21 protein-coding genes and 1 pseudogene are annotated in these 20875 nt (G+C 66.5%); 7 read left to right on the top strand and 15 right to left on the bottom strand.

Annotation, left to right across the window (positions count from 1 at the left end; genetic code table 11):
- The first annotated feature begins 10 nt into the window (after positions 1-10).
- The 3 genes from C662_RS02060 to ppa all read left to right on the top strand — a co-directional run bounded on the left by C662_RS02060 (position 11) and on the right by ppa (position 1589).
- Positions 11-721 carry a sulfite exporter TauE/SafE family protein gene (locus tag C662_RS02060; RefSeq protein WP_002924378.1) on the top strand — a complete coding sequence of 237 codons (711 nt, stop codon included), beginning with the start codon at positions 11-13 and terminating at the stop codon, positions 719-721.
- A 47-nt stretch (positions 722-768) separates the two neighbouring features.
- A complete protein-coding gene (locus tag C662_RS02055; RefSeq protein ID WP_002924377.1) occupies positions 769-978 on the top strand; it encodes a heavy-metal-associated domain-containing protein in 210 nt (69 codons plus the stop codon).
- 83 nt (positions 979-1061) lie between these two features.
- Positions 1062-1589, top strand: coding sequence for an inorganic diphosphatase (ppa, locus tag C662_RS02050; RefSeq protein ID WP_002924376.1), 528 nt, complete (start codon positions 1062-1064; stop codon positions 1587-1589).
- A 67-nt stretch (positions 1590-1656) separates the two neighbouring features.
- Here the strand turns inward: ppa and pyk are convergent, their stop codons facing one another.
- The 6 genes from pyk to gcl all read right to left on the bottom strand — a co-directional run bounded on the left by pyk (position 1657) and on the right by gcl (position 7702).
- Positions 1657-3075: a pyruvate kinase gene (gene pyk / locus C662_RS02045; RefSeq protein ID WP_002924375.1), complete on the bottom strand. Its 1419-nt coding sequence runs from the start codon at positions 3073-3075 to the stop codon at positions 1657-1659.
- A complete protein-coding gene (locus C662_RS02040; protein ID WP_002924373.1) occupies positions 3072-3506 on the bottom strand; it encodes a GlcG/HbpS family heme-binding protein in 435 nt (144 codons plus the stop codon). The genes pyk and C662_RS02040 overlap by 4 nt, the downstream gene beginning before the upstream one ends.
- Before the next feature lie 82 nt (positions 3507-3588).
- Positions 3589-4011: a DUF3830 family protein gene (locus C662_RS02035; RefSeq protein WP_002924371.1), complete on the bottom strand. Its 423-nt coding sequence runs from the start codon at positions 4009-4011 to the stop codon at positions 3589-3591.
- A gap of 121 nt (positions 4012-4132) precedes the next feature.
- On the bottom strand, positions 4133-5017 hold the full coding sequence (locus C662_RS02030) for a 2-hydroxy-3-oxopropionate reductase (RefSeq protein ID WP_002924369.1): 885 nt from the start codon (positions 5015-5017) through the stop codon (positions 4133-4135).
- 70 nt (positions 5018-5087) lie between these two features.
- A complete protein-coding gene (gene hyi, locus C662_RS02025; protein WP_002924366.1) occupies positions 5088-5867 on the bottom strand; it encodes a hydroxypyruvate isomerase in 780 nt (259 codons plus the stop codon).
- 59 nt (positions 5868-5926) lie between these two features.
- On the bottom strand, positions 5927-7702 hold the full coding sequence (gene gcl / locus C662_RS02020) for a glyoxylate carboligase (RefSeq protein ID WP_002924363.1): 1776 nt from the start codon (positions 7700-7702) through the stop codon (positions 5927-5929).
- A gap of 240 nt (positions 7703-7942) precedes the next feature.
- Between gcl and C662_RS02015 the strand changes: the two genes are divergently transcribed.
- Positions 7943-8893, top strand: coding sequence for a LysR family transcriptional regulator (locus C662_RS02015; RefSeq protein ID WP_002924362.1), 951 nt, complete (start codon positions 7943-7945; stop codon positions 8891-8893).
- Here the strand turns inward: C662_RS02015 and C662_RS02010 are convergent.
- The 9 genes from C662_RS02010 to alc form a co-directional block, all read right to left on the bottom strand.
- Positions 8890-9405: an AmiS/UreI family transporter gene (locus C662_RS02010; protein WP_002924361.1), complete on the bottom strand. Its 516-nt coding sequence runs from the start codon at positions 9403-9405 to the stop codon at positions 8890-8892. The genes C662_RS02015 and C662_RS02010 overlap by 4 nt on opposite strands.
- Positions 9406-9541: 136 nt before the next feature.
- A complete protein-coding gene (locus C662_RS02005) occupies positions 9542-10342 on the bottom strand; it encodes a GntR family transcriptional regulator (RefSeq protein WP_002924358.1) in 801 nt (266 codons plus the stop codon).
- Between the two features lie 114 nt (positions 10343-10456).
- The gene (locus C662_RS02000; RefSeq protein WP_002924357.1) at positions 10457-11431 is read right to left on the bottom strand and encodes an ABC transporter ATP-binding protein; all 975 of its coding nucleotides are present in this window, start codon (positions 11429-11431) and stop codon (positions 10457-10459) included.
- On the bottom strand, positions 11428-12462 hold the full coding sequence (locus C662_RS01995; RefSeq protein ID WP_051018543.1) for an ABC transporter ATP-binding protein: 1035 nt from the start codon (positions 12460-12462) through the stop codon (positions 11428-11430). The genes C662_RS02000 and C662_RS01995 overlap by 4 nt, the downstream gene beginning before the upstream one ends.
- 5 nt (positions 12463-12467) lie before the next feature.
- On the bottom strand, positions 12468-13376 hold the full coding sequence (locus C662_RS01990) for an ABC transporter permease (RefSeq protein WP_002924353.1): 909 nt from the start codon (positions 13374-13376) through the stop codon (positions 12468-12470).
- A 3-nt stretch (positions 13377-13379) separates the two neighbouring features.
- Entirely contained in the window at positions 13380-14333 is a 954-nt protein-coding gene (locus C662_RS01985) for an ABC transporter permease (protein ID WP_002924350.1), read from the bottom strand.
- Positions 14334-14453: 120 nt separating this feature from the next.
- The gene (locus C662_RS01980; RefSeq protein ID WP_002924348.1) at positions 14454-16097 is read right to left on the bottom strand and encodes an ABC transporter substrate-binding protein; all 1644 of its coding nucleotides are present in this window, start codon (positions 16095-16097) and stop codon (positions 14454-14456) included.
- 236 nt (positions 16098-16333) lie between these two features.
- Complete coding sequence (locus tag C662_RS01975) at positions 16334-16846, bottom strand: ureidoglycolate lyase (RefSeq protein WP_002924345.1); 513 nt, start codon at positions 16844-16846, stop codon at positions 16334-16336.
- An 82-nt stretch (positions 16847-16928) separates the two neighbouring features.
- The gene (gene alc, locus C662_RS01970; protein ID WP_002924343.1) at positions 16929-17978 is read right to left on the bottom strand and encodes an allantoicase; all 1050 of its coding nucleotides are present in this window, start codon (positions 17976-17978) and stop codon (positions 16929-16931) included.
- A 375-nt stretch (positions 17979-18353) separates the two neighbouring features.
- On the opposite strand from alc, the gene C662_RS01965 reads away from it, so the two are divergent.
- The 3 genes and pseudogenes from C662_RS01965 to C662_RS01955 all read left to right on the top strand — a co-directional run.
- Complete coding sequence (locus C662_RS01965; protein ID WP_269745238.1) at positions 18354-19124, top strand: aspartate/glutamate racemase family protein; 771 nt, start codon at positions 18354-18356, stop codon at positions 19122-19124.
- A 168-nt stretch (positions 19125-19292) separates the two neighbouring features.
- Positions 19293-20687 carry an NCS1 family transporter gene (locus C662_RS01960; protein ID WP_232433198.1) on the top strand — a complete coding sequence of 465 codons (1395 nt, stop codon included), beginning with the start codon at positions 19293-19295 and terminating at the stop codon, positions 20685-20687.
- Positions 20688-20694: 7 nt separating this feature from the next.
- A pseudogene (locus tag C662_RS01955) lies at positions 20695-20875 on the top strand (allantoinase); the annotation flags it as partial.

Below are 20875 nucleotides of genomic sequence, written 5' to 3'. Positions count from 1 at the left end.
CTCTTCCCCCATGCCCGAAACAGGTTACCTGGCCGTCTTCCTGATCGGCCTGCTCGGCGGCACTCACTGCGTGTCGATGTGTGGCGGCATCGTCGGCGCCCTCACCATGCAGGTTCAGGTGCCCGGCGGGAAGCCGCAGTGGCCGCTGCACCTCGCCTATAACCTGGGGCGGATCGGCACCTATACCGCGCTCGGCGCCGCTGTGGGCTTTATCGGTTCGGTCGGCATGCTGTACGACGGCATGCTGCCGGTGCAGATGACGCTCTATGTGCTGGCCAACCTGATGCTGGTTGCACTCGGCCTTTACCTCACCGGTTTTACCCGCCCGCTTGCGCCGTTCGAGCGCGCCGGCCACGTGCTGTGGCGGCGCATCCAGCCGGCGACACGTCGTTTCCTGCCAGCGCGGTCGCCCAGGCAGGCCTTGCCGCTTGGCATGCTGTGGGGCTTCATCCCCTGCGGACTCACATACTCCATTCTGGCCACTGCGCTCGTCACCGGTTCGGGTGTGCGCGGCGCCGGGCTCATGCTCGCCTTCGGTCTTGGGACGCTCCCCAACCTGCTGCTGGCCGGCATGCTGTTCAAGCGTTTCCGCGACTTCACCCGCAATCGCAAGGTGCGCATCGCTTCGGGGCTGCTCGTGCTTGGCTTCGGGCTGTTCGGCCTCTACCACGCGCCCACGCTCGGCGGCGACCTGTGGAGCGGCGTGGTGTGCATTACCTGAGGCCCTGGCGCGGCGGGCCGTCAATCAATGATGAGGAGAAGTGCTGCATGAGCGAAGTGACGATCAAGGTCGAAGGCATGAGCTGCGGCGGCTGCGTCAGGAACGTGACCGGCGTGCTCAAGGGCATTGCCGGTGTCGAGGACGTGCAGGTGTCCCTCGAACAGGGCAGTGCGACCGTGCGCTTCGATCCAGCGCAGGTTTCGGTCGACGCCATGCGTGCAGCGGTGGAGGATGCCGGGTTCGATGCGCCGGCCTGAGCGTGGCCGGTGGGCGTGGTGCAGTGCAAGACATTGTGGTTTCCCCCTATAATCCGCGCACAATTTTTCCACGGGAGGGATGTATGGGTTTCGATCTGGTCAGCGCCGGCAAGGACGTGCCGAACGACATCAACGTCATCATCGAGATCTCCGCTCAGGGTGATCCGATCAAGTTCGAGGTGGACAAGGACAGCGGCGCCGTCTTCGTCGATCGCTTCATGGGTACCTCGATGCGTTACCCGCTCAACTACGGCTATGTGCCGCACACCATCGCTGGCGACGGTGACCCGGTGGACGTGCTGGTCGTCACCCCGTTCCCGCTCGCGCCCGGCGTCGTGATCCGTTGTCGCCCGGTCGGCGTGCTGAAGATGGAAGACGATGGCGGCGTCGATGCCAAGGTCGTCGCCGTGCCGGTGTCCAAGCTGACCCCGCTGTACGACAAGGTGCAGAGCACCGACGATCTGCCCGAGCTGCTGATGAAGCAGACCGTGCACTTCTTCGAGCACTACAAGGACCTCGAGCCCGGCAAGTGGGTCAAGATCCTGGGCTGGGGCACGGTCGAGGAAGCCAAGCAGGAGATCGTCAACGGCTTGGCCGCAGGCAAGAAGTAAGCTACCTCGCAGTACTGATGAAAAAAGCCGCGGTGACCCGCGGCTTTTTTCATGCTGCGTGCGGTGCTCAGTCGGGAATGCGGGCGATATGCAGCAGGTTGGTGCTACCGCTACGCCCGAACGGCAGACCCGCAATCACCACCACCACGTCGCCGGGGGCCGCGAAGTCGTGCGCCACCGCGGCGCTGGCGGCATGGTCCACCATCTCGGCGACGTCGTGTACTTCCTCGAAGGGCACCGCGTGCACGCCCCACACCAGAGCCAGGCGTCGTGCCGTACCGACATGCGGCGTCAGTGCCAGGATCGGGGTGGCAGGGCGCTCGCGGCTGGCGCGCAGGCTGCTGAAGCCGGTCGTCGTGTAGGCCACCGTGGCAGCGGGCTCGAGCAGTCCGGCCACGCGTCGCAGCGCGCAGCAGATCGCGTCCGGGGTGTTGGCCGCAGCTGGCGTGTGGCTCGCCTCCAGCCCGCTGCGCCAGGCCGGGTCGTGCTCCACCTCGCAGATGATGCGGTGCATGATCGATACCGCCTCGACCGGATACTGGCCGGATGCGGATTCGGCCGACAGCATCACCGCATCGGCGCCGTCATAGATCGCCGTTGCCACGTCCGAGGCTTCTGCGCGGGTCGGTACCGGCGCACCGATCATCGACTCCAGCATCTGCGTCGCGACCACAACCGGGCGGCCAGCGGCACGTGCCGCACGTACGATGCGCCTTTGCAGCACCGGCACCTGCTGCGGTGGCATCTCGACGCCAAGGTCGCCGCGCGCGACCATGATGCCGTCGGCCAGGGCGACGATGGGCTCGAGTTGCTCGATGGCGGCCGGCTTCTCCAGCTTGGCCATGATCCAGGCCTGGTCGCCGATGATTTCTCGCGCCTCGCGGATGTCCTCCGGGCGTTGCACGAAGGACAGTGCCACCCAGTCCACCCCGAGCGCCAGGCCGAAGTCGAGGTCGGCCCGATCCTTTGCAGTGAGTGGCGAGATCGGAAGCACCACGCCGGGCACGTTGACGCCCTTGCGATCGGACAACACGCCGCCCACCAGCACGGTGGTATCGGCGAAGTCGGCACCGAAGGCGTCCACCCGCAAGCGCAGCTTGCCGTCGTCCAGCAGCAGTTCGGTGCCCGTCTCGAGCGCGGCGAAGATCTCGGGGTGGGGCAGGTTGACGCGTACGGCGTCGCCCGCCGTCGGGTCGAGGTCAAGCCGGAAGCGTTCGCCCGGGCCGAGTGTCACCCGGCCTTCGGCGAAGCGACCGACACGCAGCTTTGGCCCCTGCAGATCCATCAGCACGCCGATCGGGCGGCCGAGCTCGTGCTCGACCTCGCGGATCTGCTTCATCCGCTCGGCATGGTCCTCGTGGCTGCCATGGCTGAAGTTCAGGCGGAACACGTCCGCGCCGGCCAGCGCCAGTTCACGGATGCGCTCGCGACTGGCGCTGGCCGGGCCCAGCGTGGCGAGGATGCGGGCACTACGTTCGCGTTTCATGCGGTTTTCTCCAGGGTGGCGGGCTCGGTGCGGATTGCAAGTGCAGCAACGCCGGCACGGGCGACCTGTGCGTCCTCGCCGGCCTTGACCCCGGAAACACCGACTGCGCCGATCACGCTGCCGTCTACCAGGATGGGTTCGCCGCCTTCGAGCGGCACCACCGGCATTGCCAGCGCCGCGTAGCGGCCGTTATTGACCATCTCTTCGAAGGCCTTGCTCGGCTTGCCGCTGAGCACGCTGGTGCGCGCCTTCTCGGGTGCCACCATTGCGCTCATCAGCGGCGCGCCATCCATGCGCTGAAGCCAAAGGGCATGCCCGCCGGCGTCGCAGATGGCAATGCTCACCGCCCAGCCGTGGGCGCGTGCCTCTGCCTCGGCCGCGGTGGCGATGGAGCGTGCATCCTCGAGGGTGAGGGCGTGGGTTGATCTCATAGTCGTTGTCTCTTGGTCGTTGCAGTCGAGCGCGATCATGCCCGCGCCCTTGGCGGCGCCTGGATGCCGGCGAGGCGCTCCGTCAGCGCTCTCCCAGGTCGGTGAAGCGGATCCACTGCGCGCCCTTCCACAGCACCGTCCGCCCCATCTCGTAGAGCTGGTCCATGCCCTCGACCACGGTCAGGAAGTGGTTGCCCGCGAGCTGGCCCATCTTGCTGGCGAAGCAGCTGCTGCCGTACGCGAACAGGATTTCGGTCTCGGAGAAGCCGCCGGGATAGAGCAGGATGTCGCCGCGCGAAGGATGGCTGGTGTGGTTCTCGAAACCCAGGCCAGTATCGAACTCGCCCAGCGGCACCCATACGGCCTCGCCGCTCCAGCGCGAGTGGATCACCTGGTTCGAGAACGGCAGCAGGTCCAGGAAGGCGGCGCAGGTCTTGGGCGCGGCAGCTTCTTCCAGGCGGGCGACGAAGCGGAACGAGCCGACGTCGATGGCGAGGTGGCGCATCGGAATCTCCTTCGGTGGGTGGGTGGCACGTCGGGGAGAACGTGCCACCCGGGTTACGCCGATCCGTGCCGGCGCTTTGTGATTATGGGCTGTAAGGGGTTGGGGGCGGACCGGCGAGCGTTTACTGCCCGATCTCGAAGTTGGCCATCTTCTCGAGCGCGCGCACCATCGCCGAGTGGTCCCACTTCGCGCCGCCGTGCGCGCTGCAGGCGTTGAACAGCTCCTGCGCGGTGGCGGTGTTGGGCAGCGACACGCCGAGCTGGCGGGCGGTGGTGAGCGCCAGGTTGAGGTCTTTCTGGTGCAGCTCGATGCGGAAGCCCGGGTCGAAGCTGCGCTTGACCATGCGTTCGCCATGCACTTCGAGGATGCGCGAATTGGCGAAGCCGCCCATCAGCGCCTGGCGTACCTTGGCCGGGTCGGCACCGGCCTTCGCGGCCAGCAGCAGGGCCTCGCCCACCGCCTCGATGTTGAGTGCGACGATGATCTGGTTGGCGACCTTGGTGATCTGGCCGTCGCCGTTGCCGCCGACCAGGGTGATGTTCTTGCCCATCAGTTCGAACAGCGGCCTGACCTTGTCGAATGCCGCCTCGCTGCCGCCGACCATGATGGTCAGGCTGGCTGCCTTGGCGCCGACCTCGCCGCCGGAGACCGGGGCGTCGAGGTATTCGCAGCCGAGGGCGTTGACGCGCTTGGCGAAGTCCTTGGTGGCAACCGGTGAGATCGAGCTCATGTCGACCACGATCTTGCCCGCCGACAAGCCGGCCGCGACGCCTTCCGGGTTGAACAGCGCGTCCTCGACGTGCGGGGTGTCGGGCACCATGGTGATGATGATGTCGGCCTTGCGTGCGACCTCTGCGCCGTTGGTGCAGGGCTGGGCGCCGGCTTCGAGGAGTACGGCGGGGGTGTCGCCGTGGGTGTGGGTGAAGACGGTATGGCCGCCCTTGATGAGGTTGCCCGCCATGGGGGTGCCCATGATGCCGAGGCCGATGAAGCCAATGTTTGCCATGATCTTGTTTCCTGGATGTGATTGAAGCTGGGTCATTCTTTGCAGGAGCGCCGCAAGGCGCGAGCCTGTCTCAACCCGCGAGTGCCTGGATCCAGCCCAGCCCCTCGCGGGTGCCTGCGGCGGGCTTGTATTCGCAGCCGATCCAGCCGTCGTAGCCGAGCCGGTCGATGAAGCCGAACAGCCAGGCATAGTTGATCTCGCCGCTGCCGGGCTCGTTGCGGCCAGGGTTGTCGGCGATCTGCATGTGGGCGATCCGCGGCAGGTGCTTGGCGATCGTGTTGGCGAGTTCGCCCTCCATGCGCTGCATGTGATAGATGTCGTGCTGCAGGTACAGGTTGCTTGATCCGACTTCATCGATCAGCGCGATCGCCTGCGCCGTGCGGTTAAGGTAGAAGCCGGGGATGTCGAAGGTGTTGATCGGCTCGACCAGGAGGCGGATGCCGGCCTCTGCGAGCTTGCCAGCGGCAAAACGCAGGTTGGCGACGAAGGTCTCGTGCACCTTGCCGCTATCCACGCCGGCCGGCGCAATGCCAGCGAGACAGTTCAGTTGCCTGCAGCCGAGCGTGGTGGCGTAGTCGAGCGCACGGCCGACGCCGTCCTGGAACTCTCCGACCCGGTCCGGATGGCAGGCGATGCCACGTTCGCCGCCTTCCCAGTTGCCGGCCGGCAGGTTGTGCAGGACCTGCACCAGGCGGTGCTTGTCCAGGCGCTCGGCAAGCGCGTCCTTGTCGAACGCATACGGGAAAAGGTACTCCACGCCCTTGAAGCCCGCTTCCGCGGCCGCCTCGAAGCGGTCGAGAAAGGGCACCTCGTTGAAGAGCATGGTTAGGTTGGCGTTGAACTTGGGCATGTCGTGTTCTCCGTGGTTCGCTTGCGCCCCGCGGCGGCGGGGCGGGGTGAGGCAGGGGGTCAGTCGAGCATCGAGATCGCGGTCGGCGCATCCGCGCCCTTCTCGGCGAGTTCCTCGAACTCGTTGATGGCGTTGATCTCGGTACCCATCGAAATGTTGGTGACGCGCTCGAGGATGATCTCGACCACCACCGGCACGCGGTACGTCTCCATCCACTGCTGCGCCTTGGCGAAGGCGGGCTGGATCTCCTCCGGCGTGCGCACGCGGATCGCCTTGCAGCCCAGACCCTCGACCACGCCCACGTGATCGACGCCGTAGCCTTCGGTCTCCGGTGCGTTGATGTTCTCGAACGCGAGCTGCACACAGTAATCCATGTCGAAGCCGCGCTGCGACTGGCGGATCAGGCCGAGGTAGGCATTGTTCACCAGCACGTGGATGTAGGGCAGCTTGAACTGTGCGCCGACCGCCAGCTCCTCGATCATGAACTGAAAGTCGTAGTCGCCGGAGATCGCCACAACCTTGCGCTGCGGGTCGGCTGCGCACACCCCGAGCGCGGCCGGGATGGTCCAGCCGAGTGGGCCGGCCTGGCCGCAGTTGATCCAATTACGCGGCTTGTAGACATGAAGGAACTGTGCGGCGGCGATCTGCGACAGGCCTATCGTGCTGACGTAGCAGGTGTCCTGGCCGAAGACGCGGTTCATCTCCTCGTACACGCGCTGCGGCTTCATCGGCGTGTTGTCGAAATGCGTCTTGCGCTGCATCGTGCGCTTGCGCTGCTGACATTCGGCGGTCCAGGCGCTGCGGTCGGGGAGCTGGCCAGCAGCCTTCATCTCGCGCGCCACTTCGATCAGGCGGTCGAGTGCCGCGCCGGCGTCCGAGACGATGCCGTAGTCCGGCCCGAAGACACGACCGATCTGGGTCGGCTCGATGTCCACATGCACGAACTTGCGGCCCTCGGTATAGACCTCGACCGAGCCGGTGTGGCGGTTGGCCCAACGGTTGCCGATGCCAAACACGAAGTCGGACGCCAGCATGGTGGCGTTGCCGTAGCGATGTGCGGTCTGCAGGCCCACCATGCCGGCCATGAGCGGATGGTCGTCGGGGATCGTGCCCCAGCCCATCAGGGTCGGGATGACCGGCACGCCGGTGAGCTCGGCGAACGCCTGCAGCTTGTCGGCGGCGTTGGCGTTGATCACGCCGCCACCGGCGACGATCAGCGGACGCGCGGCGGCGTTGAGCATGGCCATCGCCTTCTCGGCCTGGGCGCGAGTGGCGGCGGGCTTGTAGGCGGGCAGTGGCTCGTAGGTGTCGATGTCGAACTCGATCTCGGCCATCTGCACGTCGAAGGGCAGATCGATCAGCACCGGGCCGGGACGGCCCGAGCGCATGATATGGAAGGCCTGCTGGAACACGCGCGGAACCAGCGCCGGCTCGCGCACCGTCACGGCCCACTTGGTCACCGGCTTGGCGATCGACTCGATATCGACCGCCTGGAAGTCTTCCTTGTACAGGCGGGCGCGCGGCGCCTGGCCGGTGATGCACAGGATGGGGATGGAGTCTGCCGAGGCCGAGTACAGCCCGGTGATCATGTCGGTGCCGGCCGGGCCCGAGGTGCCGATGCACACGCCGATGTTGCCCGGATTGGCGCGGGTGTAGCCTTCGGCCATGTGCGAGGCGCCCTCGACGTGGCGACCGAGGATGTGCTGGAAGCCGCCATTCTTCTTCATCGCCGAGTAAAGCGGGTTGATCGCGGCGCCGGGCACGCCGAACACCGTGCTCACGCCTTCCTTGCGCATCACCGCGGCTGCGGCATCGACTGCTCTCATGCGGGCCATTTTCGTCTCCTGGGGTGGATGTCGTTGAAATCGATGGCTGAAGCATACGAGCCTTCGCCAGCTGCCTGAATTGGGCTGGCGGTCGGTTCTGTCGATATGTAAAGTATCGACCGAGGGCTTCGACGGGTTCTCGCGCGCACTATCTACGGGCCTTTATGGGCTGTATTCGAAGTGAACATGACTCGAATGTATGTTCCGCCAGGGGCTTGAGCACCCCGCGTCCGAGTATCTGGAGGAGACATGGATCGCTATACCGAAATCCGCAGCTTCGTGCTGGTGGCGGAGAAGGGCAGCTTTGCAGCGGCTGCACTGGTCGAGGGCGTCACGCCGGTCGTCATGGGACGCCGCCTGGATGCGCTCGAGCGCCGTCTTGGCGTCAAGCTCATGCACCGATCGACGCGGGGTCTCACGCTCACCGAGCTCGGCGAGCAGCTCGTCGACCAGGGCCGCAGCCTGCTGCGCGAGTTCGACGAGATCGAGCGTGCGCTCAGCGCGGGGCGCGACGTGGTACGGGGCCACCTTGTCGTCTCAGCGCCTGCCGCCTTTGGCCGTCGCCACGTGGCGCCGCATGCAACGGCGTTCAAGGCCTTGCACCCGGAGCTGCGCATGTCGTTCAACTTCACCGACAGCCTGGTCGACCTGGTGCGGGAGGGTTACGACATGGCGATCCGCATTGGTGAGGTCACGGATCCCAACTATGTTGCGGTACGCCTGTTCCCCAACCGACGGGTGGTATGTGCCACCCCGGACTACTTCGAACGCCATGGTATTCCGCGCCAACCCGAGGATCTCGCCCGTCACAACTGCCTGGCCTTCAACCTTGCCGGTGGCCAGCAGCGCGGGTGGACCTTCCAGCGCGACGACAAGCTGTTTGCGGTGCGGGTCGAGGGCGACCTGGCCTGCAACGACGGCGAGCTCCTGTTCGACTGGGTTCGCCAGGGACTCGGGGTGGGTTGGCGGTCGACCTGGGAGATCCAGGCCGAGCTCAAGCGCGGTGAGCTGGTCACGGTGCTCGACGAGTTTGCCGTGCCCAGCTACGACATCCAGGCGGTGTATCCGCAGCAACGCCACTTGCCGGCGAAGGTGCGTCGATTCATCGACCACCTGAAGGCGATCTATAACGCACCGGGCTACTGGGAGGCGCCGCGCGCAGCAGAAGGGGGCGTGCGCAGCGGAAAGGGCGCCGCCTAGTGCAGGGTGCCGGTCAGCAGCAGGTAGCCTGGCAGCCAGCCCGTGAATATCCCCTGGCCGATGGCGACGGCGGCGGTCAGGCGCACGATCCGCTTCTGCAATGCGAGCAGCAGGAAGAACAGCAGCCACAACACCGCCCACGCGGCCCAGGACAGGCCGAGCCACCAGTCCCGGGCGCTCGCCGCCTGGCCCAGGCTATCGATCGCCACCGGTACGGCTGTGATCGCAACGAACAGGCTGAACCATCCAAGGCCGCGCCCGTCTGCACCGGTGAAGCGGTTGTAGGCGACCCACAGGTAGGTGAATGAAAACAGCAGGGATAGTGCAGCTGCCCGAATCGAAGCGCTGTCGGCATCGGCGCCGAAGGCAAGCCTGAGGGACACCAGCAGCGTCAGCCCGCCGGTAAATAGGTTGATGATCGAGATCTCGCGATCACCGATCCGTTCGAGCATCCACAGGCCGTTGAGGATCAGTACTGCGCCGACATAGAACAGTGAGAGGCCGAGGAGCATGAGGCTTGGGCGTTGGTTTCGAAGGCCGTTGTCGCCGGTGCGCGGCGACGCTGGACGCGAAGTTTAGGCCCGAGCTCCCGGGGCAGGGTGCGCGCGTGCCTATAAGGCACATCAGCGACTGCGTATCTGCCCTTGTTCAGGCCTTCAGCAAGGCCTCGAATACCGACTCGAGATCGAAGTGCTCATCATCGTCGTCCAGTCTCAGCGTCTGCTCCACATGCTTGAGGTGCACCAGCAGCTGTTCGCGCGCGCCCTCGCCGTCGCCCCGGCGGATGTGCTCGACGATGTCGAGGTGCTCGTGGTCCTTGCAGGCGCTGGCGTCCGGGGAGTCGTACAGCGAGATGATCAGGCTGCTGAGCGCAACCAGGCGACGGGTGATGTCGATGAACAGGCTGTTGCCCGTGAGCTCGGCCAGCAGCAGGTGGAAATCCCCGGTCAGCCGGGTAAGGGCGGCGTGGTCATGCGCCAGGCGTGCGGCACCCTCCTGGGCGAGATGCGCCTCAAGGCGCTCGAGCGCCTCGGGCGTGATTCCCTGGGCAAGGGTCTCGACCACCGCAGTCTCGATCGCGCGCCGCGCGGCGAAGACCTCGCTGGTTTCGCGTGCGCTCGGACTCGCGACATAGGCGCCGTGATTGGGCTTGAGGGTGATGATGCGGTCCTGCGCAAGACGGAAGAAGATCTCGCGCAGTCGCGTGCGGCTGACACCGAACACCCGGCAAAGGCGCTCCTCCGACAGCTTGGTGGCGGGGGGCAGCTTGCGGTGCGCGATGGCCTCGAACATCAGGTCGTAGATGCGCTGGTTGTCGAGGGCTGGCGCAGCCGAAGTGCCCCCGGCATCGCGGGCGCGTGGTGCGCGCCGGCGTTCGGATGCCTCGTCGGCAAGGACGACGGGTGTCTCGGGCGACTTGCGGGGGCGGGCCGGGCGGGTTGTGGGCATGTGGCAACACTGGGTTTATCGCACAACCCTCATTTTCGTGGGCTCTGCGCGCGACGTAAACGGATAAGGTGAGGATCTCATGCCGATTGCGCACAAATAGTTTGTGCACGCCTCTCAGCGAGCGCTTGCCGGCTGTATGCAACGCAGCAGGCGGTCGCCGTCCATACGTGCAGGGGGCAGCGGATCGTGGCAGCTCGCACTCGCGAGGGTGCAGCGCGGTGCGAATGCACATTCGGGAATGCGCCGCGTCAGCTGCGGGGGTGAGCCGGGGATCGCGTTCAGCGCCTGGCGGCGGTCCATGCCCGGATGCACCGTCGCCGCCAGCAGGCCCTGGGTGTAGGGGTGCCAGGGCGCGCGCATGACGGAGTCGATCGGCCCCTGCTCGATGACGCGTCCGGCGTACATCACGGCCGTGCGGTCGGCGACCTCGATGGCGACGCCGACGTCGTGGGTGACGAAGATCATGCTCATGCCCATCTCGCGCTGCAGTTCCTTGAGCAGCAGGAGTACCTGGATCTGTACCGTGGCGTCGAGCGCGGTGGTCGGCTCGTCGGCGAGCAGCACCTTTGGCTGGCACGACAGCGCGAGCGCGATCATCGCGCGCTGGCGCATGCCCCCGCTCATCTCGTGCGGATAGGCGTCCAGGCGCTTGCGCGCCGAAGGGATCTGCACGCGCTCGAGCATCTCCAGCGCGCGGGCGCGGGCATCGGCCCCGCTGCAGCCCTCGTGACGGCGTACTGCCTCGCAGATCTGTTCGCCGATCGTGAACACCGGGTCGAAGGCGAGCATCGGCTCCTGGAACACCATCGCCACCGTCTTGCCGCGCAGGCGCGACAGCGCGCCGGCGTTCATCGCCAGCACGTCCTCGCCGGCTATGCGGATGCTGCCTTCGATGCGGGTCTTGTGCGCCGGGTGCAGCCGCATCAGCGACTTCATCGTCACGCTCTTGCCGCAGCCCGACTCGCCGAGCAGGGCGAGCGTCTCGCCGGGCGCCAGGTCCAGATCCACGCCGTCGACGGCGTAGATCGGCCCTTCCTCGCTCCGGAAGGTGACACGCAGGTCGCGGACTTCAACCATGGGGTGGCTCATGCGGGCAACTCCTCGAAGGTGATCACGCGGCTGTAGCCGGAGTCCGGCTGCAGGCGATGGCAGGCGGCGACCTGCTGACCGGTGACACGGCGCAGCGCGGGCACCTGCTGCGCGCATACCGGCTCGGCATGCGGACAGCGCGGGTGGAAGCGACAGCCCGCGGGCGGCGCGATCGGGTTGGGCGGATCGCCTTCGAGCACCGCATGCTGGCGGCGCTCGCCCGGCGTCTGCGCCGGCACCGATTCGAGCAGGGCGCGCGTATAGGGGTGCAGCGGGCGCGAATAAAGCTCGGCCACCGGGCCGGATTCGACCACCTGGCCGAGGTACATCACCATCACCTCGTCGCTGACGTACTGCACCACGTTGAGGTCGTGCGAGATGAACAGGTAGGTGAGGTCGAACTCGCGCTTGAGCTCGGCGAGCAAGTTCAGCACCTGGGCCTGTACCGATTTGTCGAGTGCCGACACGGCCTCGTCGAGGATGACGATCTCCGGCCGGATCGCCAGCGCGCGCGCGATGTTCACCCGTTGGCGCTGGCCGCCCGAGAGCTCGTGCGGGTAGCGACGGATGAACACGTCCGGCTTGAGGCCGACGCGGTCGAGCAGGTCGCGCGCCAGCGCCCGTGCGGCATTGGCGGCGACACCGTGGATCTGCGGCCCGAAGGCGATGCTGTCCTCGATGGTCAGGCGCGGATTGAGCGAGGCGTAGGAGTCCTGGAACACCATCTGCATGTGCTTGCGCAGCGCCGTCAGCGGGTGGCGGCCGACGCCGTGGCCGAACGCCTGGCCGCGGATGCGGATACGGCCCTCGTCGGGCTCGATGAGGTGCATCAGCAGGCGCGCGGTGGTGGATTTGCCGCAGCCCGATTCGCCGACGATGCCCAGCGTGCGCCCGCGATGGACGTCGAAGCTGACGCCCTCGACGGCGCGCACCCACTGGCGCGGGCGGCCGAAGAAGTCGCGCCCGGCGGGGAAGTGCTTCTTCAGGTCCAGGACCTGGAGCAGGGGGGCGGAGGGGGTTGGAGTGTTCATGACGTTCACCGCTTGATGTCCATGGCGCTGCGCAGCCCGTCCGAGAGCAGGTTGAAGCACAGCGAGGTGATGAAGATCATCAGGCCAGGCAGCACCGAGACCCAGGGCTGCAGGTAGATGGACTGGCGCAGGGTGTTGAGCATCAGGCCCCACTCCGGTACCGGTGGCTTCACGCCCAGGCCGAGGAAGCTCAGGCCGGCGGCGAGAATCATGCATACCGATACCAGGCTGGTGGCGTAGATGAACACCGGGCCGAGCACGTTGCCCAGCACATGCACGCGGATCAGCGTGAATGCGCCGGCGCCGGTCGCGCGTGCCGCGTCGACGAAGTCGAGGTTGCGCACCGAGGTGGTGATGCTCTCGGCCACGCGCGCGATCGGTGGGATGAACACCAGGGTCAGCGAGATGATCGCGTTGGCGAAGCCGGCGCCGAGCGCGCCCGAGATCGCGATCGCCAGCAGCACCGCCGGGAAGGCGAAGAAGACGTCGGTCGTGCGCATGATCACGCTGTTGAGCCAGCCGCCGAAGAAGCCGGCCACCACGCCCAGGCCGGTGCCGACGACGAAGGCGATGAACACCGGCAGCAGGCCCATCACCAGGCTCATGCGGCCGCCGTGCATCAGGCGCGACAGCATGTCGCGGCCCAGCTCGTCGGTGCCCAGCCAGTGGCCCGGGGTGCCGATCGGCGCCAGGCGCTGGCTCATCACCCCTTGCGCGGGGTCGTGCGGGGCCAGCCAGGGTGCCAGCAGCGCCATCAGCATCAGGCCCAGCAGCAGCCCGGCGCAGCCCATCGACACCTTGTCGCGGCGCAGGCGCAACCACACCGTGGCCCAGTAGCCGCGCGAGCGCAGCGGCGCCACGACCGTGGCCTGGGCCGCAGCGGCGGCGGCCGTGGTGGAAGACGCGTTCGTCATCGTTCAGCTCCTCTTGATGCGCGGGTCGAGCAGGGTCTGCACGACATCCACCAGCAGGTTGAGCGCGACGAAGAACATCGCCAGCACCAGGATGATGCCCTGCAGCAGCGGGATGTCGCGCTGGAAGATCGCGGTGTTGAGCAGAAAGCCGGTGCCCGGCCAGGAGAACACCGTCTCCACCAGGATCGAGCCGCCCAGCAGGTAGCCGAACTGCAGGCCCATCACCGACAGCACGGTGGGGGCGGCGTTCTTGGCCACGTGGCGGGTGATGGCCAGCGCGCCCAGACCGCGCGCGCGCAGTGCGCTGACGAACTCGGCGTTGAGGATCTCGGCCACCGTGGCGCGCACGGTGCGGGTGACGATGCCCATGGGGATGAAGCACATCGTCACCGCCGGCAGCACCAGGTACTGCAGGTGGGCCCAGTCCCAGCGCCATTCGCCCGAGCCATCCGCGCCCGCGCCCATCGAGGGCAGCCAGTCGAGCTGCACCGAGAACACGATCACCAGCACCAGGCCGAGCCAGTAGTGCGGCACCGATACGCCGGTGATCGCGATTGCGGTGGCGAGCTTGTCGATCCAGCGCCCGTTGAAGAAGGCGGCCAGCGTGCCGAGCACGATGCCGCCGCCAAAGCCGATCACTGCCGCGGCGACTGCCAGCAGCAGGGTATTGCCGAGGGCGAGCGCGATGTCACCCATCACCGGGCGTCCGGTGGCCACCGACAGGCCCAGGTCGCCCTGCAGCGCGCGCTGCACCCAGGCCCCGAACTGCACCACCAGCGGGCGATCCATGCCGTAGGCCTGCTTGATCGCGGCCACCACCTCGGCCGGCGCGTCGGCGGGGATTACCGCCGTCAGCGGGTCGCCAGGGGCGAGGTGGACCAGCGAGAAACACACTGCGGCCACCGCGAGTGCAATCGGAATCGCATACAGGATGCGCTTGAAGATGAATGCGAACATGCTTGCCCTCCAGTCCGGGAAGCGGCCGGCGTACGCCCCCCCTTTCGAGCAGGGGCGCTCAGGCGCGGCCGGTGGATGGCCGGCGGGGCGTGCCTAGCGCACACCGCCGCCGGTGCCGGATCACGGCTTCATGTGGACCGGGGTGAGGTCCTGGAACCAGCTCTTGGCCTGCACGAAGCCCTGCACGCGGCTGCTCATCGCGCGCGGACCGACGTCATGGCCGACGAACAGGAAGGGCGCATCCTCGACCAGGGTTTCGTGCAGCGCGGTATAGACGCGGCGGTTCTCCGCGGGGTCGAAGGCGGTCTGCAGCTCACCGATCAGGGCGTCGACCTTCGGGTTGGCGTAGTAGCCCCAGTTCAGCGACACCGGCGCCACGTTGCGGCTGTCCATGAAGCGGATGATCGCGGCGAAGGGGTCGTGGGTGGCGAAGGTGATGTTGGTGGCGTGGGCGCCGAGCGAGGCCGGGTCCTTGGCACCCTGGCGCCAGTTGTTGAACAGGGTCTCCCACACCAGCACCTCGAACTCGACCTCGATGCCTACCGCCTTCAACTGCTGCTGGATCAGCTCGTTCATCGGCAGCGGCTGCATCTGCCCCGAGCCCGAGGCCGAGATCAGCACCTTGGCGCGCAGCGGCTTGTCCGGGCCGTAGCCGGCTTCGGCGAGCAGGGCCCTGGCAGCCGCGGGGTCGTGGCGGATCTCGAAGGTGGGCTTGCCGAAGGCCGGGTCGTCCGGCAGCAGCAGGCCCTGCGCCGGCACCATGTTGCCGCCGAGGAGCTGGCGAATCGCCTCGCGGTCGACCGCCAGGTTGGCGGCCTGGCGTACGCGCTTGTCGAGCCAGGGCGAGCCCTCGGCGAAGCTGAACTGCCACGGCCAGATGTGCGGATAGCCGTTGCTGGTGACGGTGAAGCCGCGGCTGCCGAGCATCGGCAGCATGTCGGCCGGCGGGTTCTCCACCCAATCCACCTGACGCGACAGCAGGGCATTGGCACGGGTGTTGCCCTCGGGGATGGGGATCAGCACCAGGCGGTCGGCCTTGGCGCGGCGCGCCGGGTTCCAGTAGTCGGTATTGGGGACCAGCACCGCACGTTCGCGCGGGGTCAGGCTCTCGAGCTTGAACGGGCCGGTGCCCGAGGGCTGGGTCTCGAAGGCATTCCAGTCACGGCCGAGCTTCTCCCACTGCGCCGGGCTGGAGAAGAACATGAAGGGCAGCTGGTTGAGCAGCATCGCGTTCGGCGTCTTGGTGGTGATCTCCACCGTGTAGTCATCCACCTTGCGGATGCTCTCGTAGGCCGGCAGGCGAGCGACGACCTGTGCGGCCTGCTTGGCATCGAACTGCGGTGCGGTCTGGTCGAAAACCTTGGCGAAGTTGAACACCACCGCGTCGGCGTTGAAGGTCGAGCCGTCGTGGAAGCGCACGCCCTCGCGCAGCTTGAAGGTCCACTTGCGCGGATCCTCCTTCGACACGCTCCATTCGGTGGCGAGCTGCGGCACCAGTGGCGCGGCGCGGTCGGCGCTCGACAGGTCCCAGCTCACCAGTGCGTCGTAGAGCGTCATGCCGGTGAAGCGCACGCCCTCGAAGCCGGAGTTGGGTGCGCCCGAGGTGAGCGGAATGTCGGAGGCGGTCATGCCGATGCGCACGGTACCCTGGGCGAGTGCAGTCGAAGGTAGGGTGGCGCCGATGGCGAGCGCAGACAGCAGGCCTGCGCCAAGGACCGTGTGGCGCAGTGCGCGCGGGGCGCGTAGGGCGGCGAGAGGCTTCATGAAGATCTCCTGTGGGTGAGGTGATCTTCTCTAAGCATCTCTCGTGCCAGATTGTAAAAATCGCTGTATCGATTTAAGAATACAAAAAATAATCAGTAAAAACAGTTTGTTGGGATTGTTTGATGGTTTGCTGATAGGTGTGCTCACGGCCCTGTCTGTGGCGTGCATGCACCGCATTCGTGTGCGGTCTGGGGCTTGCGCACTGTCCTGGCGCATGGCAGCCCCGGGGTGTGACTTCAGCCCGGCGCTGCGATCCTGCCCGGGGTCTCGAGCTGGATCTCGTCGCAGTTGTGCCCTGGCCCGCTGCGGTCGATGACGATGAAGTCGCAGATTTCGTCGAGTGCGAGCAGGGGGTGGTGCCAGACGCCGGGGGCGTAGTTGACGCCCTGGTCGCCGCGGGCGAGGAAGACTGTCAGGTCTTGTGCGGTGGGCGGTGCGCCCGCGGGGGCGACGACGACCAGATAGGGCTTGCCCGACATGGGGATGAAGGCCTGTGAGGCGAGCGGGTGGCGCTCCATCATGTTCACGGTGAAGGGCAGGGCGCGGGGCTGTCCGCGGAAGATGGAGACGATGACGCGGCCCTCGGGCCCGGGCTCGATGCGAGCGAGGTCGTGGTAGCGCTCGGTGTTGCCGGCGTTGATGGTGAAGTGCGGTGCGGCGTCGCGGGCCTCGATGAGCTGGCCGAAGGGTGCGAAGGCCTCGTGGGTGAGGGGCTCGACGGCGAGGGGGAGGGCGGGGTGCGCGGTCATGGTGTGCTCTCGGGTGAGGAAGGGGGCGACACGGCGGTCGGGCGCCCGGGCGCAGGGCTGCGCCCGCGCAGCGCCGGTCTTCTTATTTGGCCTCGACCTTGCCCCACAGGCGCAGTCGCGAGACGCCGCCGTCGGGGAAGATGTTCAAGCGCACGTGGGTGATCGGCCCGAGTTTGGCAACCTGCTCCGTGAAGGTATGGATCGCATCCATCTCCAGTTTCTGCTCGGGCAGCAGGGTGTGCCAGAACATCGACTGGGTGGTGATCGAGCGGTCGGTGCCGCCGGTGACATAGGCGGCCTGGATCGAGCAGCGATCGGGGTAGTTGCCCTTGAAGAAGGCGGTGTCGACCTCGATGCGCTCGACCGTGCCGGGGGCGCCGAGCTCGAGCACGCACCAGTCGTTGCCCGGTTCGCGGCGGCGGCGGGTCTCCCAGCCATCGCCCATGTTCATGCCACGGCCCGGCAGCAACAGCGCGGCGGCCGAAGAGCCGAAGCTGGCGTCGTTCCACGACACGGCGCGGCCGCCATTTTCCATCGCCACCAGATCGACGAGTTCGCCCGCGGCGGCCTTGGCCGCGAGCGAGCCCACCGGGCGGCCATAGACGCGCAGGCGCGCGATGCCGCCGTCCGGATACATGTTCACGCGCAGGTGGGACCAGGCCGCGGTGCTGGCGCACTCGAGGAGGTGATGGCTGTTGGGTCCCATCGGGGTGGCCGGAAGGATCTCGGTCCAGGTCGCGGCCTGGAGCGCGGCCACGTCATCGGCGTCGGAGACGCAGGCCTCGATCGAGACGGCGGGCGGGTAGTTGCCGGTGAAGTGAGAGGTGTCGACGTCGAAGCCGCGGATGACGCCCTTGACGCCGAGTTTGACGAGAGCCCAGTCGTGCCCGGCGACGCGCTTGCGGCGCGACTCCCAGCCATCCATCCACTTGCCGTTGGTGTCGAACTTGCCGGGGACGAACTGTGCGGGCTCGGGGTTGAGCATGCGTGCGACCTCGGCGAAGAAGTCGTCGGAGGCGGCGATTGCCTTGGCGCCCAGGCGCGGGTTGGCGAGGTCGACCGAGCGCAGCGCCCAGTCGGGCAACTCGGCAGGGGGGGCGAAGACGGGGGCGCCGGGAGTGTGGCTGGCCATGGGGGAGCTCCTGGTTGAGTGTGAGGAGAGAGGTTCTCAAAAATTGTATGCGAAGACAAAAATAATCGTATACAAAACATTTTGAATCGACTTTTGAGTGGTTCTGCCTCATATCAGCGCGCTGATCCGCCCAATAAGCGCTCAAGAATGATGCCGAGGGGCGGGCGGAATCCCTCGCGATATCGCCGTTTCCGTGTCGCAGCGAGCAAGACCTTTCCTGAGGCGCGGCTGCAGCCATAGGGGGGCGTCTGCCGGTGTCGTTGCGATGGCTTCATCAAATGTTTAAATGAACACAAAAAACTATTTGTTTTGTGTACAAAAGACGATTAATGTTTTTGTAACGGCAGCGTTCAGGATGTCGGTACGCATCACAGCATGAAGAATCGAGAGGACACCATGCACATCAGGCTCATCAACCCCAACACCACTGCGTCGATGACCGCCAAGATCGGCGTGGCTGGGGCGCGCGTCGCCGCAGCGGGTACCCAGGTCTCGGCCACCAATCCGGATGCCGGTCCCGTCTCGATCGAGAGTCACTTCGACGAGGCCGTCAGTGCGCTGGGCGTGCTGGACGAGATCCGTCGCGGTGAACGGGAGGGCGCGGATGGGGGCGAGCGTGTAGACGCCTATGTGATCGCCTGTTTCGGCGACCCGGGCCTGCTTGCCGCACGCGAGCTCACCACCGCGCCGGTGATCGGCATTGCCGAGGCCGCCTTTCATCTCGCCACGCTCATCAGTACGCGCTTCTCGGTGGTCACCACGCTCGGACGCACCTGCATCATCGCCGAGCACCTGCTGCAGAACTACGGCTTTGCTCACCACTGCCGCAAGGTGCGTGCGGCCGAGATCCCCGTGCTCGACCTGGAGGACGACGGCGCCTGCGCGCTCGGCCGAATCATTGACGAATGCCGTCGTGCCAAGACCGAGGATGGCATCGGCGCGATCGTGCTCGGGTGTGGCGGCATGGCAGACCTCACCGACGAGATTCGCGAGGCCGTCGGCCTGCCGATCGTCGAAGGCGTGACTGCTGCCGTGAAACTGGCCGAGTCGCTGGTGAGCCTGCGCCTGGGGACCAGCAAGCATGGCGATCTCGCCTTCCCGCGCGCGAAGACCTTCACCGGCCGCTTCGACTACCTCGGCAGCTGAGCGTCCACCACCCCGGACTTACTGGCCGCCACCAACCCCCCCCAACCCCAACCTCCCACCCCAAGCAGGACAAGCGCTTCATTTCCCCGCCGGGCGGCAGTGCCCGGAGCCCAAACCATCGAGCGGTCGCCGAACCGCCGGTCCAGCACCCCTGGAGGAGCAAACGAAATGACAAGCAAGGCACATGACGTCACCCTGGCTGGCACTGCCGGTACAGGACGTACCGGCGCGCAGCCCCATCACGAGACTCACTCAAAAGCCCTTGGCGAGGAGTCGCTCGCGCCCCAGCAGACTCGAATCATGGGCAAGTGGTCGTATCTGCTCGCCTGGTTCGGCGGCTGCGTGTCGATCGGCACCTTTGCCATGGGCTCGAGCGTAGTCGGTACGCTCAACCTGTTGCAGGCGACGATGGCGATCGCCATCGGCTGCTTCGTGATCGGCATCGCACTCACCCTCAATGGCGCGGCCGGCCTCAAGTACGGCATCCCCTTCATGGTCCAGGCCCGCACGGCCTTCGGTTTCGCCGGCACGCGCTTCCCCGGGCTGGTACGGGCAGTGCCGGCCATCGTCTGGTACGGTTTCCAGAGCTGGGTCGGGGCGGGTGCGCTCAACCTGGTGTCGGCCTCGCTGTTCGGCTTCGACAACCTGGTGGCCTGGTTCATCATCTTCCAGATCCTGCAGATCGGCCTGTCGGTGCTCGGCTTCCAGGGTATCAAGTGGCTGGAGAACATCGGCAGCGGCTTCATCCTGGTATCGCTCACCTACATGTTCTTCAGCGTCATCGACAAGTATGGCGAGGAGATCAGTGCCAACCTGGTGAACATCGAAGGCACCTGGGGCCTGCCGTTCTGGGGGGCGACCATGCTCTTCCTGGGCATCTACAGCACCATGATGCTCAACGTCAGTGATTACTCGCGCGAACTCGAGAAAGGCATCCGGCGCGGGCCGCTGACCACGCTCTATGCGATGTCCATCCTGCCGTGCACGCTGTTCATGGGTCTGATCGGGCTGATGGTGTCGGGCGCCACCGGTGTGGCCGACCCGATCCAGGTGTTCTCGAGCGCGGTGGACAACAAGCCGCTGCTCATCATCACGCTGCTCTTCATCGCCTTCGCCCAGGTTACGACCAACGTACTCAACAACGTCGTACCACCGACCTACGTGCTGATGGATGTGTTCAAGCTCTCGTTCCGCAGCGCGGCCGTCATCGTCGGCCTGCTCGCCTTCGGCACCTTCCCCTGGGAATTGGTTAAGGACGAGTCCGCCGCCGGCTTGCAGGTCTTCGTGCAAACCTACTCCGCCTTCCTCGGCCCGATCTTTGCCGTGCTGGTGGTCGATTACTACCTGATCCGCCGCCGCAACCTCGATCTCGGCAAGCTTTATGACGAGAACGGCCCCTATCGCGGCGTCAACTGGGCGGGCATCGTTGCCTCGCTGGTGGGGGCGGCGGTCGCGCTCAGCTTCTCCGCGGTGTCCTGGTACGCCAGCCTGATCCCGGCCGGCCTCACCTACTGGCTGCTGATGAATCACTGGGGCGCCTGCAAGCGTTTCCTGCAGAACTGAGTCAGTCATGACCTCGAATCCTGCCTACCCCCGCGACCTCGTCGGCTACGGCCGCAACCCGCCGCATGCCGACTGGCCGGGCCGCGCCCGCATCGCCGTTCAGTTCGTGCTCAACTACGAGGAAGGCGGCGAGAACTGCGTGCTGCACGGTGACGCCGGCAGCGAGCAGTTCCTGTCCGAGCTGTTCA

The sequence above is a fragment of the Thauera sp. 28 genome (assembly GCF_000310145.2).
GTDB lineage: Bacteria > Pseudomonadota > Gammaproteobacteria > Burkholderiales > Rhodocyclaceae > Thauera > Thauera mechernichensis.
This window is presented reverse-complemented; position numbering and strand designations above follow the sequence as displayed.

Coding starts and splice junctions, on each gene's coding strand:
- C662_RS02035 (WP_002924371.1), bottom strand. CDS start 4,011: ATGCGCCACCTCGCCATCGACGTCGGCTCGTTCCGCTTCGTCGCCCGC.
- C662_RS01995 (WP_051018543.1), bottom strand. CDS start 12,462: ATGAACACTCCAACCCCCTCCGCCCCCCTGCTCCAGGTCCTGGACCTG.
- alc (WP_002924343.1), bottom strand. CDS start 17,978: ATGGCCAGCCACACTCCCGGCGCCCCCGTCTTCGCCCCCCCTGCCGAG.
- C662_RS02030 (WP_002924369.1), bottom strand. CDS start 5,017: ATGGCAAACATTGGCTTCATCGGCCTCGGCATCATGGGCACCCCCATG.
- ppa (WP_002924376.1), top strand. CDS start 1,062: ATGGGTTTCGATCTGGTCAGCGCCGGCAAGGACGTGCCGAACGACATC.
- C662_RS02000 (WP_002924357.1), bottom strand. CDS start 11,431: ATGAGCCACCCCATGGTTGAAGTCCGCGACCTGCGTGTCACCTTCCGG.
- C662_RS01965 (WP_269745238.1), top strand. CDS start 18,354: ATGAAGAATCGAGAGGACACCATGCACATCAGGCTCATCAACCCCAAC.
- C662_RS02055 (WP_002924377.1), top strand. CDS start 769: ATGAGCGAAGTGACGATCAAGGTCGAAGGCATGAGCTGCGGCGGCTGC.
- gcl (WP_002924363.1), bottom strand. CDS start 7,702: ATGGCCCGCATGAGAGCAGTCGATGCCGCAGCCGCGGTGATGCGCAAG.
- C662_RS02040 (WP_002924373.1), bottom strand. CDS start 3,506: ATGAGATCAACCCACGCCCTCACCCTCGAGGATGCACGCTCCATCGCC.
- C662_RS01975 (WP_002924345.1), bottom strand. CDS start 16,846: ATGACCGCGCACCCCGCCCTCCCCCTCGCCGTCGAGCCCCTCACCCAC.
- C662_RS01990 (WP_002924353.1), bottom strand. CDS start 13,376: ATGACGAACGCGTCTTCCACCACGGCCGCCGCCGCTGCGGCCCAGGCC.
- C662_RS02005 (WP_002924358.1), bottom strand. CDS start 10,342: ATGCCCACAACCCGCCCGGCCCGCCCCCGCAAGTCGCCCGAGACACCC.
- C662_RS02010 (WP_002924361.1), bottom strand. CDS start 9,405: ATGCTCCTCGGCCTCTCACTGTTCTATGTCGGCGCAGTACTGATCCTC.
- C662_RS01960 (WP_232433198.1), top strand. CDS start 19,293: ATGACAAGCAAGGCACATGACGTCACCCTGGCTGGCACTGCCGGTACA.
- pyk (WP_002924375.1), bottom strand. CDS start 3,075: ATGAAACGCGAACGTAGTGCCCGCATCCTCGCCACGCTGGGCCCGGCC.
- C662_RS02060 (WP_002924378.1), top strand. CDS start 11: ATGCCCGAAACAGGTTACCTGGCCGTCTTCCTGATCGGCCTGCTCGGC.
- hyi (WP_002924366.1), bottom strand. CDS start 5,867: ATGCCCAAGTTCAACGCCAACCTAACCATGCTCTTCAACGAGGTGCCC.
- C662_RS01985 (WP_002924350.1), bottom strand. CDS start 14,333: ATGTTCGCATTCATCTTCAAGCGCATCCTGTATGCGATTCCGATTGCA.
- C662_RS01980 (WP_002924348.1), bottom strand. CDS start 16,097: ATGAAGCCTCTCGCCGCCCTACGCGCCCCGCGCGCACTGCGCCACACG.
- C662_RS02015 (WP_002924362.1), top strand. CDS start 7,943: ATGGATCGCTATACCGAAATCCGCAGCTTCGTGCTGGTGGCGGAGAAG.